We start from the raw sequence: 15,583 nt of genomic DNA on the forward strand, positions 1-15,583 counted from the left end.
ATACCTGTTTTACGGTCGTGGCAGCAACGGAAGAATGCTTGAAAGAACGGTCTCCACCGAAGCTTTCGAATCGGGCCACGTGATACCGGCCGCCGCCTTGTGGCCTCCTCCGCCGAACGTGTGGGCGACGCTCGAAACATCGAAATCTGATTTCGAGCGCAAAGACACCCGCACGCCCTGTGCAGTTTTGCTGAACAAAATAGCTACACGTATGCCGTCGAGCGCCCGTATGAGTTCGATGAGATTTTCGCCCTCCGCCTTGGAAGCACCGGTGACAGAGTAGTCTTCATCGGAGACGACGGAATAAGCGACGTACCCTCCGTTTGTCACGGCGAGCTTCGCCAATATGAGAGATTCAAGCTCGAGCACCGCCAACGACTTCGAATTGAACAGCCGTGTGGATATCGAACTCGGGTCTGCTCCCCCGTCAACCATATCGGCTGCATCGCGCAGTACGCGTGATGTCGTGTTCACGTGCTGGAAGCGACCCGTGTCGCTTATGAGACCCGCATAGCATGCCGTCGCCACCGCGGGAGCACATTCGTAACGTGAAGCTTTCAAGAGCGCCCAGACGAGTTGTGCGCTTGCCGCATACTCGACATCGATCCACGCGGTATCGGTATATCGATCGAGCGGTGGATGATGATCGATGAGAAGAGACGCGTCCGACCGGTGCAGGTAAGCACTGCCGCCGCTTAATCGCGCTACATTGGGAGTATCGACCACAATGAGAAGATTGAAGTGCGTAGCTACGGTTTGAGAAGGCATTTCATACAGAGGAAAACCATGCAACCACGCATACGTGGCGGGAGCGCTCGTCTCATCTGCGAGCAGCGGAACGGCTTTGATGCCGGAAGAATCGAGAGCATGGGCCAGTGCAAGCACCGACCCGACAGCATCGCCGTCGGGTCGAGTATGAGCACAGATTCCCACTACCGATTCGCCCGTGAGGGCATTGATTGTTTCAAGCACGGATTCAAATGACATGTGCACGCCTTTCACAGACTATCTTTAAGAATCCGAATCGTCGGGACGCAACGTCGGGGGAACATCGAGCAACGCGGCTCCGATGCGTTCTCCTTCATCAATCGACTCGTCGATGAAGAATCTGAGCTCGGGAGTCACACGCCACGTCAAAGATTTGCCCAAAAGACTGCGGATGCGCCCCTTAGCCGACTCGAGACCCGCCAATACATCATCGTAGCGTCCGGGTTCGGCGCTCACATAAATCGTCGCAACACTTTTATCGGGACTCGTCTTAGCTCCCGTGACGGTAATCAATGAAAGACGCGGATCACTAATTTCCCGAGTGATGATTAGGGCAACTGCTTCGCGTATCAACTCATCGTTTTTTCGACCGAAAGATTCACGGCTCATAATGCCACCTCCACTTTCACGTTAGTTTTCCCGGGCGACCTCGACGATTTTATATGACTCGATGAAATCGCCTGCCTTAAGGTCTTGATACCCTTCTACGCCGATACCACACTCGAAGCCGAATTTCACCGACTTGACGTCATCCTTGAATCGCCTCAAAGACCCGATTTTTCCTTCGAAAATCACCGTGCTGTCGCGCACCACACGAATCTTATCTTCTCGCGAAATCTCGCCTTCGAGAACATACGATCCGGCGATGACGCCCATTTTCGGAACCTTGAACAAATCGCGAACTTCTGCTCGACCTGTGTCTTCTTCAATGAATTCAGGCGCGAGAAGACCGACGCGAGCCGCGTTGATTTCTTCAATCGCCTTATAGATGACGCGATACATTCGGATGTCGACTTTTTCCTCGGCAGCCATCGCTTTCGCATTCGGCGTCGGACGAACATTGAATCCGATGATGATTGCATCGGATGCGGCCGCAAGCTGAACATCGGTCTCGGTGATTCCACCCACCGCCGCATGGATGACATCGATACGAACTTCGGTTTGGTCCATCTTATCGAGAGCATCTCTCAACGCCTCAATCGATCCTTGAACGTCGACTTTAACGATGAGGTTGAGAGTCTGCAGCTCGCCGGCTTCGATTTGCGAGAACAAATCATCGAGGGATACATGGCGCTTAGTGGCCGCATGCTCGCGAAGGCGTTGTTTCATCGCTCGATCATCGGCCAATGCACGAGCTGAACGTTCGTCCTCGAATACGAGGAACTCGTCACCTGCACTCGGTACGCTACCGAGCCCGAGAATCTCGGCAGGTTGAGAGGGACCGACGCTCTTGACGTGTTTACCGAACGGATCTATCAAAGCACGGACGCGTCCGTGAGCGGTGCCGGCGACAAGCGTTTCTCCGACATGAAGGGTACCGCGTTGTACGAGAACGGTTGCAACCGGGCCGCGCCCTTTATCGAGCTTCGCCTCGACGACCGTACCGAACGCCGGCGCATTTTCATTCGCCTTGAGCTCGAGCATGTCTGCTTGCAGCAAAACCATTTCGAGCAAATCATCTATACCTATGCGCATTTTGGCAGAAACGTTGACGAAGATATTCTTTCCGCCCCACTCTTCAGGCACGAGTTCATACTCCGTGAGCATTTGTCGGACTTGGTCGGGATTCGCACCCTCCTTATCGACTTTGTTGACCGCGACGATTATGGGAACGCCGGCGGCACGGGCGTGGCTTATGGCCTCGACGGTTTGCGGCATGACGCCGTCATCGGCGGCAACGACCAAGATTACGATGTCGGTGATCTCCGCGCCTCGAGCACGCATGGCCGTAAAGGCTTCGTGTCCCGGGGTATCGATGAAGGTGATGGTTCGTCCGTTTTTATAAACGACCGACGCACCGATATGCTGAGTGATTCCGCCTGCCTCCGAAGCCGCAACGCCGGTTTCGCGAATCGCATCGAGCAGAGAAGTCTTGCCGTGATCGACGTGACCCATGACGGTGACGACCGGAGAACGAGGGGTGAGATCTTTGGGATCGTCCTCGAACGTCCAGGTCATTTCATCGGCTACAGTCGCTATGGTGACCTCTCGCTCGAGGTCACCGGAGATGAGCTCGATAAGATCGTTACTCATCGTCTGTGTAAGCGTAAGAGGATTTCCCAGCAGGAACAGGCGCTTGATGATATCGTTGGTCGCGACATCGAGCAACTCCGCGACTTGTGCGACAGTCGAGCCTTCAGGCACCGATACGGCCTCCCCACCGTGCGGAAGATCGATTTCATTGGGATTTTTCGATTCTTGGACGACGTTTTCTTCGACCGTTTCGCCGTGTTTCTTTTTCTTCTTCTTTTTCGATGCGTTTTGCGCCTGCGCCGCGGCGACTTCGGCCTTCATCTCCGCCAAAACTTTATCTCGCTGAATCTTTTCAGCCTGACGAGCCATCTGAGCGTATCGATCTTCCTCACTTATTGGAGGCTGTGCCGGTGAAGGGACTTCCGGAGTCATACCTGCTCCAGAGGGCTTTTTAGCACTATCGGGATGAACCGCGCCGCCTTTCGAAGTTTTCTTCGAAGTTTTCTTTGCGACCTTGGCTGCACTTTCTTCTTTGGCTTTTTCTGCAAGGCGTTGTGATTCTGCAGCGATTGCCGCCTCGAGCGCATCGGTCGGCGTCTTCTTCTTTTCTATCGGAGGAGCCTCCTCGACAACCGCTTTGGGGCTCTCGATCAGAGCATCATTTTCCTCTTGAGCGCGAGTACGCGCTTCGATTTCAGCTTGCGCCTTCTCTTCTTCACGACGCTTGCGCTCTTCTTCACGACGTTTGCGCTCGCCTTCCTCGGCCTTGCGGCGCTTCAATTCTTCAGCTTTGCGCGCCTCTTCTTCCTGCACCGCATTCTGCGCGATCTCAGCCTCGGCCTTCGTCTTCTCGGCTTCGATTTCAGCCTTGTGACTTTCGATGACCGTGGCTAAAGAAGCGCGTACCATGTCGACATACGCATCGACGAGGCTCGTCGCGTGGCTCTTTGCCGGTATTCCGAGCTTCTCCAAATGAGTCATCAGCTCTTTACTTGACATTCCGAACTCTTTTGCAAGCTCATGTACTTTGATTCCTGCCATTAGCAGTCACTCTCCTTGCGTTCACACGCCGGTGATATAAGGACGTTAAAGTCACGCCGTAGACGGTCATAATCATCTTCACTGAGCGCAACGCGAAGTGCCGAGGCGAGCCTACGACGTTTGTAGGCGAGTTCGAAACAATCGGGTTGCGCGCACACATAAGCACCTCGGCCGTTAGACTTTCCGGTCGCATCAAGCTCGACGTTTCCTTCGACGGTCCGAACGAACCGAACGAACCGCCGTTTGTCACTTGATTGCTGACAGCCTATACATGTTCTTATCGGTGCTTTGTGCGACTTCATTAGGCCTGCGCGCCCTCCTTATCATGAACACCGCAGTATTGTGAACCGGGGCGTGCATGGTTGCGACACCGTGTACCATCCGCATTCTCGGCAATGCAACGCGTATCGATTTCGGCAAGGTCATCCATGGCACCAGCTGCAAGAGTCGTCGCTTCGATGAGTCCGGCCTGTGCGGCCATATCGGTACTCTTGATATCGATGCGCCATCCGGTCAGCTGTGCGGCGAGTCGAGCGTTTTGGCCTTCTTTGCCGATTGCCAAGGAAAGTTGATCGCTCGGTACTATAACCGTTGCGGTATGGGTCTCTTCATTGGTCAACACTCTATCGACTTTCGCCGGTGAAAGCGCAGACTTGATGTATGCCGCCGAATTATCACTCCAAGGAATGATGTCGATACGTTCATTGCGCAGATCCTGCACCACTTGACGCACGCGGTTGCCTTTCGGTCCGACGCATGCTCCGACGGGATCGAGACCCGGCTCTTTACTCCAAACGGCCACTTTCGAACGAACACCGGCATCACGCGCAATAGCCTTTATTTCGACTATTCCGTCGTAGACCTCGGGCACTTCGATTTCAAACAGACGCTTGATGAGACCGGGGTGCTTACGGGAAACGATAATCGAGTAATCACTCCCCTTGGCACGACGAGCGTCGATGATGTAAACTTTAAGCCGCTCGTTGTGCGAGTAGTGCTCATTAGAGGGCTGCTCCTTTGAGGGGAGTTCGGCTTCAAGGTTCTCGCGCAACTTAATCAAGGTGAATCCCTTGTTAAACTGTTGGACTTCGCCGGTCACACACTCACCGATACGCCCCACATACTCCTCCACGATTTTTTCACGGCGAGCTTCGCGAATCATTTGATTGACGATGTTCTTCGCCTCGAGCGCGACGATGCGAGATTTGTCTTTCGGAGTGACGTCGACCTCTTCATAACTCTCGGCTTCATCGGTTTCAGGGTCGATCTCACCGACGGGCACAAGCTCGTAGACATACGGCGTGCCGTCTTCGGTGTTCAACGTAACGCGGCAGTTGTTCACGAGGCCAAGAACACGAACGAACTTAGGTGCAAGCGCCGTCTCAAGTTTATCGAGGAAATCATATTCGTCTATGCCGTGCTCTGTGGCAACATCGTGGAGAATATCCATCAATGTCGGTTTCGGTTCTTTCTTTACCATTTTTATTTCCTTTCTCCACTCTTGAAGTCTATTTTAGTCGACAACCGAGCCGATATAATCGAATCGAACTTGATTTCTCTGAGTACATCTTCACACTCGATACGAACGGCATCTTTATCGATGCCCTTTAAAACACCTTTGAAATTTGCCTGCTTCCCCTTCGGTGCATCAATCTTTATGTGCACATCGCTCCCGGAAAAACGTACGAAATCTTCGGCCTTTCTCAAAGGACGATTGATACCCGGCGAGGAAACTTCGAGAATGTAGCTTGAACCGATGAAGTCGGCTTCATCGAGAGCGGCATCCACCCATTCATTGGCTGTAACGATTTTCTCGAGGTCGATTCCCTGCGGGTGGTCGAGCATAACCGCAATGACGGGATTTGACATCGAACCGCTGATATCGATATCGACCAGTTCGTATCCGCTCTCTTCTGCGAGAGGCTCAAGCAGGGCAATCATCTGCTCTTTCAGCTCTTTGAATTTCATGAACACCACCTTAATTCTTTGCTACATCAACAAAAGAAGCGGGTGTGAACCCACTTCTCAAAAGTTACCGTTAATTTTCTCTACCGCAGAGATTATACCATTGCGAACCGGGATATTCAAACGCAGCTCACGCTAGTTGAACCTGAGTTTTTCCGTGTTCACGAGATTTGCGACATGCGAAGCCACATCATTCAAAGGCACTTCGACCTTACCCTCGGTACCACGGAGTTTCACCTCGGCAGTCCCGTTCTCGTATCCTTTTTTGCCGAGCACGACTTGCACCGGCCAACCTATGAGATCGGCATCGGCGAATTTAACGCCTGCGCGTTCCGACCGATCGTCAAACACCGTCTCGATTCCGGAATCTGCAAGTTCGCGGGCGATGTCTTCGGCAACTCTGAACGCGTCATCCCCCTCTTTTGCAAGCGGAACGACGACGACCTCCATCGGAGCGATGCTCATCGGCCATATGATTCCGTGTTCATCGTTATTTTGTTCTATGACAGCGGCGAGCGAACGCGAAATTCCCACACCGTAACATCCCATGAAGAAGTTTTGCTCTTTCCCGTTCGCATCGAGATAGGTGGCGTTCATGCTTTCCGAATATCGTTTTCCCAGTTGGAAGACTTGACTGACCTCTATGCCGCGTGCGGTATCAAGCACCGCTCCGCATTGAGGGCAACTATCGCCCGCACGGGCAGTCGTCAAATCCGCGAACATCTCGACATTGAAATCTCGACCGATCGAAGCGCCCGCGAAGTGGAAATCTTTCTCATTCGCACCGACGATCCATGCCCTATCGTTTTCGAGACTTCCATCGGCGATGATACGAGTTTTCGCAGGCACGCCAACCGGTCCGATGAACCCTTTCACGATCCCGAATTTTACAAAATCTTCCTCCTCGAGCAAAGCAAAATCACCAATGAGGTTCGTAGCTTTGATCATATTGAGGTCACGATTTCCCGGAACGAAGAAAAGCACCAAAATTCCTTCGGGGGTTTTACCCGCCAGAGCCTTAACCGTTTGAGACTCCTCGACGTCGAGAAACTTTGCAAGCGCGGAGATGGTCGATGTGCCCGGAGTTGATATCTTCTTGATTTCAACAGGCTTTGCTGAAACGGGAATGCGTTCGAATACGGCCTCGCCGACCTCGGTATTAGCCGCATAGCCACAGTCGCAATATACCAACTCGGCTTCTCCGGCATCGGCCAGCGCCATGAACTCGGTGGTGACCTTGCCACCTATCTGACCGCTGTCGGCCTCAACCGGTCGATACACAAGTCCGAGGCGTTCGCAGATACGACCGTACGCCATGGCCTGCAGATCATAGTGTTCTTGCAGCGACTCTTGTGTCTCATGAAACGAATACGCATCTTTCATGATGAATTCGCGACCACGCAAAAGACCGAACCGCGGACGAATTTCATCACGAAACTTCATGTTTATTTGAAAAAGCGACAGAGGAAGTTCCCGATACGAACGCACGTCGGCGCGAATCAACGAGGTTATGATTTCCTCATGTGTCGGTCCGAGGCAAAATCCTCGTCCGTGGCGATCGGTGAACCGTGCAAGTTCCGGACCGTATACGTCCCAACGGCCCGACTCTTTCCACAGTTCCGCCGGTTGCACGACGGGAAGCAGTAGTTCCTGACAACCGATTTCCGCCATCTCTTCACGAACGATATCTTCTATCTTGGACAGAACGCGAAAGCCCAACGGCAAGAACGAATAGATGCCGGCGGCTGATTTACGAATCATTCCCGACCGATAGAGAAGCCGGTGGCTTGCAAGCTCGGCCTCTGCGGGAACTTCCTTTAAGGTCGGAGCATAAGTTTCAGACATTTTAAAAAACGATTTCATCTATAATCCATTCCTCGGCCCTATCGCGATACATGCGATAGGGAAAATCGTGCGTCATTCTAGAATAGCAAAAAGTACCTCTCCTAGTGAGCTCGTGCTCTTATTTCTTCGAAGAGTGCGTCGACGAGACGATCTTCTGCAACTTTTCGAAGCGGCTCGCCGTGAGAAAAGATAATGCCGTCGGATTTTCCGCACGCTATACCGAAGTCGGCCTCTCGAGCCTCGCCGGGCCCGTTGACCACACAGCCCATTACGGCGATCTTTAGATTCGGGGCCTCATTTTTAAGGCGCCTTTCGACCTCTTGCGCAAGAGGTATCATGTCGACTTGACAACGCCCACACGTCGGGCAACTGATGAGTTCGGGATGATTGCGCTTGATGTCGAGCGCAGCCAAAATCTCCCAAGCGGCCTCTACTTCTTTGACGGGATCGGCGGTCAGAGACACACGCAACGTGTCCCCGATACCGGCTTCGAGAAGTGTTCCGAGACCGACAGCGCTCTTTATCGACCCGCCGAATTCGGTACCGGACTCGGTGACACCGATGTGAAGCGGATAGTCGGTTTTTTGTGCAAGCGAACGGTATGCGTCGATGGTGGTCCTGACGCTGCTCGCTTTGGCCGAAATCACGATATCGAAAAATTCGTGTGCTTCGAAAAACGAACAAAATTCAAGGGCGGACGAGACAAGCCTTGTCGCCAACGGAACAGAAGGATCTTGACAATTTTTCGCCAAAGAGCCAGCATTCACTCCGATCCTTATGGGAATCGAAGCTTCCTTTGCCGCGACGATAACCGCTTCGACCCTGTCAAGCGATCCGATGTTTCCGGGATTGATTCTCAACTTGGCAGCCCCGAGCTTAGTTGCCTCGATTGCCAATCTATAATCGAAATGCACATCGGCGACTACGGGGAGTGGCGAATTCTCACAGATTATCCCGAAAGCCTTCAGTGATTCGATGCAAGGAACCGCAACGCGAATAATCTCGCATCCTGCATCTTTCAGCCGTTCGATTTGCTCGAGCGTGGCTTGATGGTCTTTCGTGTCCGTGTTAGTCATCGACTGAATGACGGGAAGATCAGTTCCTCCGATACGGACTCCTCCGACCGAGACCTGTCGAGTTATTCTTGACTGTACCATAGTGCCACACTACTCCTCTTATCCGAGAATATGACTGAAGTCATTGACCGTAAGTACAATTACCAACAAAAATAAAAGCGCAAAACCGGCGAGAGAAAGACCTGTTTGAACTTTCATGGAAACCGGCTTTTTCCGGATACCTGCAAATAATTCGATGGCTATTTTTCCACCGTCCAGCGGAGGAATCGGCAAGATATTCATAATACCGAGAGAAAGAGAGATGGCGGCGATAAGCCAGATGTAATCAAGCGCACTCGTTTCGGCGGCTTTGGCCGCCATCACCGAAATACCTACGATACTTGAAGACTGCGCGGCAGACGCCTTAAAGGTACGGGGATTGAAGAAGCCTGCGAGTGCTTTGAACGTGAGACCGACATAGCCGAATGATTTGGCCAGCGAGGAACCCACCGAAGACTTCACATGCGTCATATGACTTTGCACGCCGAGATATGGCTTTTTTGTGGTCGGATTCGACCCGAGTTCGACTTCTTCGGAAAAGATTTTTCCGCTACGACTGACTTGAACGTTGACTCTCTCTCCCACGTTATAAGAAGATGCCAAAAGCGGCGCAATCGATGAAACTCCGACGACCGACTTTCCGTCGATTGCAGTGATTTTATCATTCGCTTTCAAGCCCGCCGAATACGCGGGTCCGCCTTTGACGGGATCGATGTGTCCGAGATCGGAATAATAACCCCACCCCGACAGCACTATCGTGAACACGGCGAGAGCCGTAACGATATTGACGACGACCCCCGAAGACAGCACGGCGACTCGTTGCCACGTTTTCAAAGCGAGAAACGTGTGCACTTGTGCTTTTTCCATCAACGAATCGGGGCTCTCTGCTTCTGCCTGTTCGAACGCAGAGCTCCACGCGTCACCTTTCGTATCTACAACCACCGCGCTCCAGTCCTCGAGCGTATTCATCGTTGAAATGATCTCATCTTCCTCGGCATTGAAATGCGCGGCGAGTTTTGCGAGATCGGCATGCCGCTCAACCGTCAGATAGCAGAGAACAGGCTCGAGAAGCAGATTTTGAGTGTCCCCCTCCATACCGGAAATGCGAACATAGCCACCCAGAGGAATGGCTGTCACGCCGTAGCGCGTACCCTTCGCCTGAAAAGAAAGACTCGGACCCGGTAGCCCGATGAAGAACTCGTGTACCTTGACTCCGAATGCTCGAGCAACGAGCATGTGTCCTCCTTCGTGAAGCACCACGAGGAGAGAAAACGTAACAATTCCCCAAAATATCGCTGCAATCGTCAATGACATGAAATCTCCTGAATCGAAAAGAAAATACCTTAGTAACACTATACGGACCGAGGAAAGCGATTAAAGAGAAACAGACAACTTTTCAGCAAAAATCCTTGTTCGCGCATCAACTTGTTCGATGTGTTCGATCGACTCCACGGGCTCGACATCGAAATGGCTGAGAGACTCTTCGACGATATGTTCTATGTCGAGAAAACCTATGCGATCTTGCAAAAACGCCGCGACCGCGATCTCGTTGGCCGCATTGAGCACCACGGGGGCGGTTCCGCCGAGTCGTCCCGCCGCATAGGCGAGATCGAGACATCGAAACGTATCGGTGTCGGGGGGAAAAAAATCAAGCGACCCGATGCACGTAAAATCGAGAGGCGCGACCGGTGAGGCGAAACGCTTGGGGTAGCTCAGCGCATATTGGATGGGAATCCTCATGTCGGCGACTCCGAGATGGGCCTTAACGGATCCGTCGAGGTACTCGACCATGGAGTGAACACGACTTTGGGGCTGGACCACGACAGAAATCGAATCGTAATCCATATCGAAAAGATGATGCGCTTCGATGACCTCGAGACCCTTGTTCATCAGTGTCGAAGAATCAATGGTTATCTTCGCTCCCATATTCCATGTGGGGTGTGCGAGAGCTTGTTCTTTTTTCACCGAGGCGAGATACGTACGATCTCGATCTCTGAACGGCCCCCCGCTCGCCGTGACCCAGATACGCGAGATCTCCGATGGACTTTCACCGAGGAGACACTGAAAAATAGCCGAATGTTCGGAATCGACGGGAATGAGCTGTCCGGGAGCAGCCAGGGGAATGATGATATCGCCGCCGACGACGAGAGATTCCTTGTTGGCCAAACCCAATCGCTTTCCGGCCTTAAGCGTAGCTGCGGTTACCCGCAGTCCCGCCGAGCCGACCAGAGCGTTGATGACGATGTCTGGATTCGAACGTTCGATGAGCTCGACCATCGCTTCATCGCCCGAGCCCACATTGCAAGCGGGCAACTCGCTCGAAAGACGCTCAGCCGACGCCGATTGCGCCATGGCGAGGTCATTCACCGTAAACTGTCGGGCCTGTTGTGCCACTGACTCATAAGAAGAAAACGCGCCCAAAGCCACCACCCTGAATTCTTCGGGGAAATTCTTCACAACATCGAGCGTCTGTTTTCCGATGGAGCCCGTAGACCCCAAAATCGCGACTGTTTTCATGAGCTAGAGAGTCACCACCCCGAGCAAGACTCCGGCTGTCGATAACAGTAAAAACATTACGAGCGATACAGCCAATGTTGAGTCCAATCGGTCCAGAAGCCCACCGTGACCCGGCAATAACGTTCCCGAATCTTTTTGCTTAGCCTCACGCTTGATACGTGACTCAAAAAGATCACCGACCAACGAAGCAAAAGAAGTGATTGCGCCGACGAGCAAAGCGGCTGAAAAACTATATTTGTTCTTAGTGATAAGGGGGAGAATTTCCCAAATTATCACAGCACCGGCCAAACCGGCGACAAATCCCTCCCAAGATTTTTTAGGAGAAATGATCGGCGCCAGCTTATGCCGTCCGAAGAGCGAACCGCCGATATAGGCGAACGAATCAAACGCCCACACGCTGATGACCACCATGGGAGCCAGATAAACTCCCTGCTCCATATTACGAATGAGAATCAAAAAGCTCAGAGGAACACCGAGATAAATAGCACCGAAAAAAGAAAGTGCGGCATCTTTCGCGTGCGAGGTGGGTGTTAAAGCCACCCAACAAATATAAAAAAGCAGCGCAACCGCAACCGCATAAAACAAACCGATCAGTCCTGCAAGACCTCCTGTCCCGATGACGGGATTCTCGGGAACGAATGCCAGCGAAATATAGGTGACTATCGGCAAGGCGACGGCGAGAATCGAGCCGACGGTGCGTGCGAATTTGTTCATTTTCGGCGCGGTGAGATTATAGAACTCGTGGGTGCCTATTATCCCGAACGCCGAGCAGAGCAGAGGCAGAGCGAAATAGTTATTCCCTATCAATATGGCCGCCAAGACCACGACTCCGTATATTCCTCCGGTGATGGTGCGTCGAAGAAAAGTCGTCGGCTCTATACCCGCGGGATTCGACTCATGCATCATGCCCCACCAAATCTTCGATTACGGTTCTGGAAATCCACCAATGCGCGCAAAAGTGAATCTCGATTGAAGTCAGGCCACAATTCATCGGTGAAATAAAGTTCCGTGTAGGCAAGTTCCCACAACAAGAAGTTGGAAATGCGCCGCTCCCCGCTCGTTCGAATGAGCAAATCGGGATCGGGAATAGTTCTCGTGGAAAGTGCGGAGGAAATATAATCCTGCGTTACATCCTCTATTCCCAGCGTTCCGTCCGCGACATTTTTCGCAATACCCACCACCGCATCGGTGATATCTGCACGTGAACCGTAGTTGAGCGCGACGATTAAATTGAGCCCATCGTTATTCTGTGTGGATGTGACGCAATTCTCAAATGCCGACCGCGTTTTTTCGGGCAGTCCGACCATGTCTCCGATAACCGAAACCCACACATTCATTTCGTTGAGGTTTGCCAGCTCGCGCGTCAGTACTTCGATGAACAACGCCATGAGGCCGAAAACCTCATCTTTGGGGCGGGACCAATTCTCCGATGAAAAAGAAAATATCGTGAGATGCTTCACCTTGAGCTCGATGGCCGCAGCGATAGCTTCTCTCACGGCGTTCGCGCCCGCTTTATGTCCGAACAGTCGAGGCTTCCCCTGAGCTTTCGCCCAGCGTCCGTTACCGTCCATTATTATGGCAACATGAAGCGGAGCACGCTTATCGTTGTACTCGCTCAATAGCATTCTCGACTCATATGAGGTAAAAAAATCGGACACGAGGTTAAACCTCCATAACCTCTGCTTCTTTGGACTTCAGATTATCATCGATCAATTTAATAGCCGTGTCGGTGATTTTTTGAATTTCTGCTTCACCGCGTCGAATGTCATCTTCGGAGATGTCTTTCGACATTTTTTCGATTTTTTGATTTGCGTCACGTCGAACATTGCGGGCGTGTACGCGACCCTCCTCAGCATACGTCTTACAAAGCTTCGTCAACTCCCTGCGACGCTCTCCCGTCAAAGAAGGAAATGTCACGCGAATGACTTGCCCGTCGTTGTTGGGGTTGATGCCGAGGTCACTGCCTTGAATCGCCTTCTCGATTGCGGCGAGAAGTCCTTTATCCCACGGCTCTATTGCGATTGTTTGTGAATCGAGCACACGAATGCCTGCGGTTTGATTGAGAGGCATCTGTGCTCCGTATGCATCGACCATGACTCGGTCGAAAACTGCGACGGAAGCCCGTCCGGTCCGTACATTCGAAAATTCAAGCTGAAGCGATTTTCGTATGGACTCCATTTGGTCTTTTGTGCTATCTATCACTTCGTTTATCATATGTTAGTCACCCTTCACAATGGTTCCGACATGCTCTCCGTTAAGTGCCCGTTCGATATTTCCTTCTATCTCCATATTGAATACGATAATCGGTAAATCATTGTCCATGCAAAGCGAGATGGCCGTCGAGTCCATAACTTGCAAACCATCGTTGAGTACTTGGATGTAGCTGAGAGAATCATACTTTTTCGCATCGGGATATTTTTTCGGATCTTTGTCGAATATCCCATCGACGCGTGTGGCTTTCATTACGCAATCCGCTCCGATTTCGCAGGCGCGCAAAGCAGCCGTCGTATCGGTGGTGAAATACGGGTTTCCGGTACCGGCGGCAAAAATGACGACGCGGCCTTTTTCCATATGGCGCACAGCGCGTCGTTTGATATAGGGCTCGGCTACTTGTTGCATGTTAATCGCACTCATGACTCGAGTGAAAATACCGGCGCGCTCGAGACCGTCTTGCAAAGCGAGCGCATTCATGACGGTGGCGAGCATACCCATGTAATCTCCGGTCGCCCTGTCCATCCCGTTTGCCGACGCCGCAAGGCCTCGGAATATGTTACCGCCGCCGACCACGATTGCAATCTCAAAGCCCTGTTCGACGACGGCTTTCAGTTGTGCGGCCAAAGAGTCGATGACTACCGGGTCGATACCGTACCCGCGATTGCCCATCAACGCTTCACCAGAGAGTTTTAACAAAACTCGTTTTATCTTCATGCGCTCTCCAAAACATAGTGGCTTGACATATCGGCACAACCTTAGTTTAACGTAGAGTGAGCCCTCATAGTACTAAAAAGTCTAATCGGCGCATTCGGCGACGCACAGAATGAGCCCCCGTCGGGGGGCTCATTAACTTTAAATATTACCGAAACGACTACTCGGCATCCGCGTTTTCTTTTGCAGACTCTCCGAGGTTGAATCGCTCAAAACCGACGACGGTAATCTCGTCACCGATTTCCTTTCCGATCTTCTTGGTGTACTCGTCGATGGAAATGTCGGGGTCCTTGACGAAGGCCTGCTCGATGAGAGCCTGCTCCTTGAAGAACTTATTGAGGCGACCTTCCGCAATCTTTGCTTGAATCGCTTCAGGCTTGCCGGAATCTGCGGCTTGCGCTTTATAGATTGAAAGCTCATGCTCGACAACCGCGGGATCGAAATCGGCACGAGATAGCGCAATCGGGTCGGCAGCTGCAACTTGCATGGCGACATCACGACCATAGGATTTGAATACGGCGTTTGAGCCGGTCTCGTCCTTCTTGAAATTAAAGGTGACCATCACACCGATTTTCGCCCCACCGTGAATGTAGGTGGCAACGGCACCGGAGCCTGAAACCTCTTCGCGGACGAAGCGCGCAAGGACAAGCGACTCGCCTAGTTTTCCGACGAGCTCACCGAAGAGCTCCTCGACGGTTATGCCGCGTCCCGGAACAGCAGCGCTCTTAAGGACCTCGACGTCGGCAGGGTTCTCGTCAGCCACGATCTCGGCAAGCTGTGAGGCGAACGCAGTAAACGTTGCGTTGGCGCCCACGAAGTCGGTTTCGCAATTGAGCTCGAGAAGAACACCGAGACGTGAGTCATCGGACACATAGGACGCGATGGCGCCCTCGTCCGTCGCGCGCCCGGCCTTCTTCGCCAGAGCGGCGAGTCCGTGCATGCGTAGAACGTCTACGGCATTTTCAATCTTTCCTTCAGCTTCAGCCAAAGCTTTCTTACAGTCCATCATTCCTGCTCCGGTCAACTCACGGAGCTCTTTAACCATTTTTGCGGTAATATCAGCCATCATATCTCCTCAAAAGAATAACGGTTCGAATAGTTACTTTACTCAGCCGTCACAGCTTCTTCGCTGACAGCTTCAGGCGCCACTGCTGCAACAGGTTCGGTCACCGCAACTGCAACAGGTTCAACCACCGCAACTGCAACAGGTTCAA

At 52.3% G+C, this 15,583-nt stretch carries 15 protein-coding genes; all 15 read right to left on the reverse strand.

Annotated features, from left to right (window positions below; translation table 11 throughout):
* Positions 1–9 precede the first annotated feature (9 nt).
* Positions 10–987 carry a DHH family phosphoesterase gene (locus tag JJE36_06175; protein MBK5211876.1) on the reverse strand — a complete coding sequence of 326 codons (978 nt, stop codon included), beginning with the start codon at positions 985–987 and terminating at the stop codon, positions 10–12.
* Between the two features lie 24 nt (positions 988–1,011).
* Positions 1,012–1,377: a 30S ribosome-binding factor RbfA gene (gene rbfA, locus JJE36_06180; protein MBK5211877.1), complete on the reverse strand. Its 366-nt coding sequence runs from the start codon at positions 1,375–1,377 to the stop codon at positions 1,012–1,014.
* A gap of 21 nt (positions 1,378–1,398) precedes the next feature.
* Entirely contained in the window at positions 1,399–4,002 is a 2,604-nt protein-coding gene (infB, locus tag JJE36_06185) for a translation initiation factor IF-2 (protein MBK5211878.1), read from the reverse strand.
* The gene (locus JJE36_06190; protein ID MBK5211879.1) at positions 4,002–4,304 is read right to left on the reverse strand and encodes a YlxR family protein; all 303 of its coding nucleotides are present in this window, start codon (positions 4,302–4,304) and stop codon (positions 4,002–4,004) included. Before JJE36_06190 ends, infB begins: the two co-directional genes overlap by 1 nt.
* Positions 4,304–5,452 carry a transcription termination/antitermination protein NusA gene (gene nusA, locus JJE36_06195; protein MBK5211880.1) on the reverse strand — a complete coding sequence of 383 codons (1,149 nt, stop codon included), beginning with the start codon at positions 5,450–5,452 and terminating at the stop codon, positions 4,304–4,306. Before nusA ends, JJE36_06190 begins: the two co-directional genes overlap by 1 nt.
* A 32-nt stretch (positions 5,453–5,484) precedes the next feature.
* Positions 5,485–5,970, reverse strand: coding sequence for a ribosome maturation factor RimP (locus tag JJE36_06200; protein ID MBK5211881.1), 486 nt, complete (start codon positions 5,968–5,970; stop codon positions 5,485–5,487).
* Between the two features lie 132 nt (positions 5,971–6,102).
* Positions 6,103–7,830, reverse strand: a complete 1,728-nt coding sequence (locus JJE36_06205; protein ID MBK5211882.1) for a proline--tRNA ligase — start codon at positions 7,828–7,830, stop codon at positions 6,103–6,105.
* An 83-nt stretch (positions 7,831–7,913) separates the two neighbouring features.
* Entirely contained in the window at positions 7,914–8,969 is a 1,056-nt protein-coding gene (gene ispG, locus JJE36_06210; protein MBK5211883.1) for a flavodoxin-dependent (E)-4-hydroxy-3-methylbut-2-enyl-diphosphate synthase, read from the reverse strand.
* A gap of 18 nt (positions 8,970–8,987) precedes the next feature.
* On the reverse strand, positions 8,988–10,241 hold the full coding sequence (locus JJE36_06215) for a site-2 protease family protein (GenBank protein MBK5211884.1): 1,254 nt from the start codon (positions 10,239–10,241) through the stop codon (positions 8,988–8,990).
* 60 nt (positions 10,242–10,301) lie between these two features.
* Positions 10,302–11,444 carry a 1-deoxy-D-xylulose-5-phosphate reductoisomerase gene (locus JJE36_06220; GenBank protein MBK5211885.1) on the reverse strand — a complete coding sequence of 381 codons (1,143 nt, stop codon included), beginning with the start codon at positions 11,442–11,444 and terminating at the stop codon, positions 10,302–10,304.
* Positions 11,445–11,447: 3 nt separating this feature from the next.
* Positions 11,448–12,350: a phosphatidate cytidylyltransferase gene (locus JJE36_06225; GenBank protein MBK5211886.1), complete on the reverse strand. Its 903-nt coding sequence runs from the start codon at positions 12,348–12,350 to the stop codon at positions 11,448–11,450.
* On the reverse strand, positions 12,347–13,069 hold the full coding sequence (locus tag JJE36_06230) for an isoprenyl transferase (protein MBK5211887.1): 723 nt from the start codon (positions 13,067–13,069) through the stop codon (positions 12,347–12,349). The genes JJE36_06225 and JJE36_06230 overlap by 4 nt, the downstream gene beginning before the upstream one ends.
* Before the next feature lie 37 nt (positions 13,070–13,106).
* A complete protein-coding gene (gene frr, locus JJE36_06235) occupies positions 13,107–13,658 on the reverse strand; it encodes a ribosome recycling factor (GenBank protein MBK5211888.1) in 552 nt (183 codons plus the stop codon).
* Between the two features lie 3 nt (positions 13,659–13,661).
* Entirely contained in the window at positions 13,662–14,372 is a 711-nt protein-coding gene (locus JJE36_06240) for a UMP kinase (protein MBK5211889.1), read from the reverse strand.
* Between the two features lie 157 nt (positions 14,373–14,529).
* Complete coding sequence (locus JJE36_06245; protein ID MBK5211890.1) at positions 14,530–15,435, reverse strand: elongation factor Ts; 906 nt, start codon at positions 15,433–15,435, stop codon at positions 14,530–14,532.
* Positions 15,436–15,583: the final 148 nt, after the last annotated feature.

The organism is Coriobacteriia bacterium (assembly GCA_016649875.1).
In the GTDB taxonomy this organism is placed as follows: domain Bacteria; phylum Actinomycetota; class Coriobacteriia; order WRKU01; family JAENWW01; genus JAENWW01.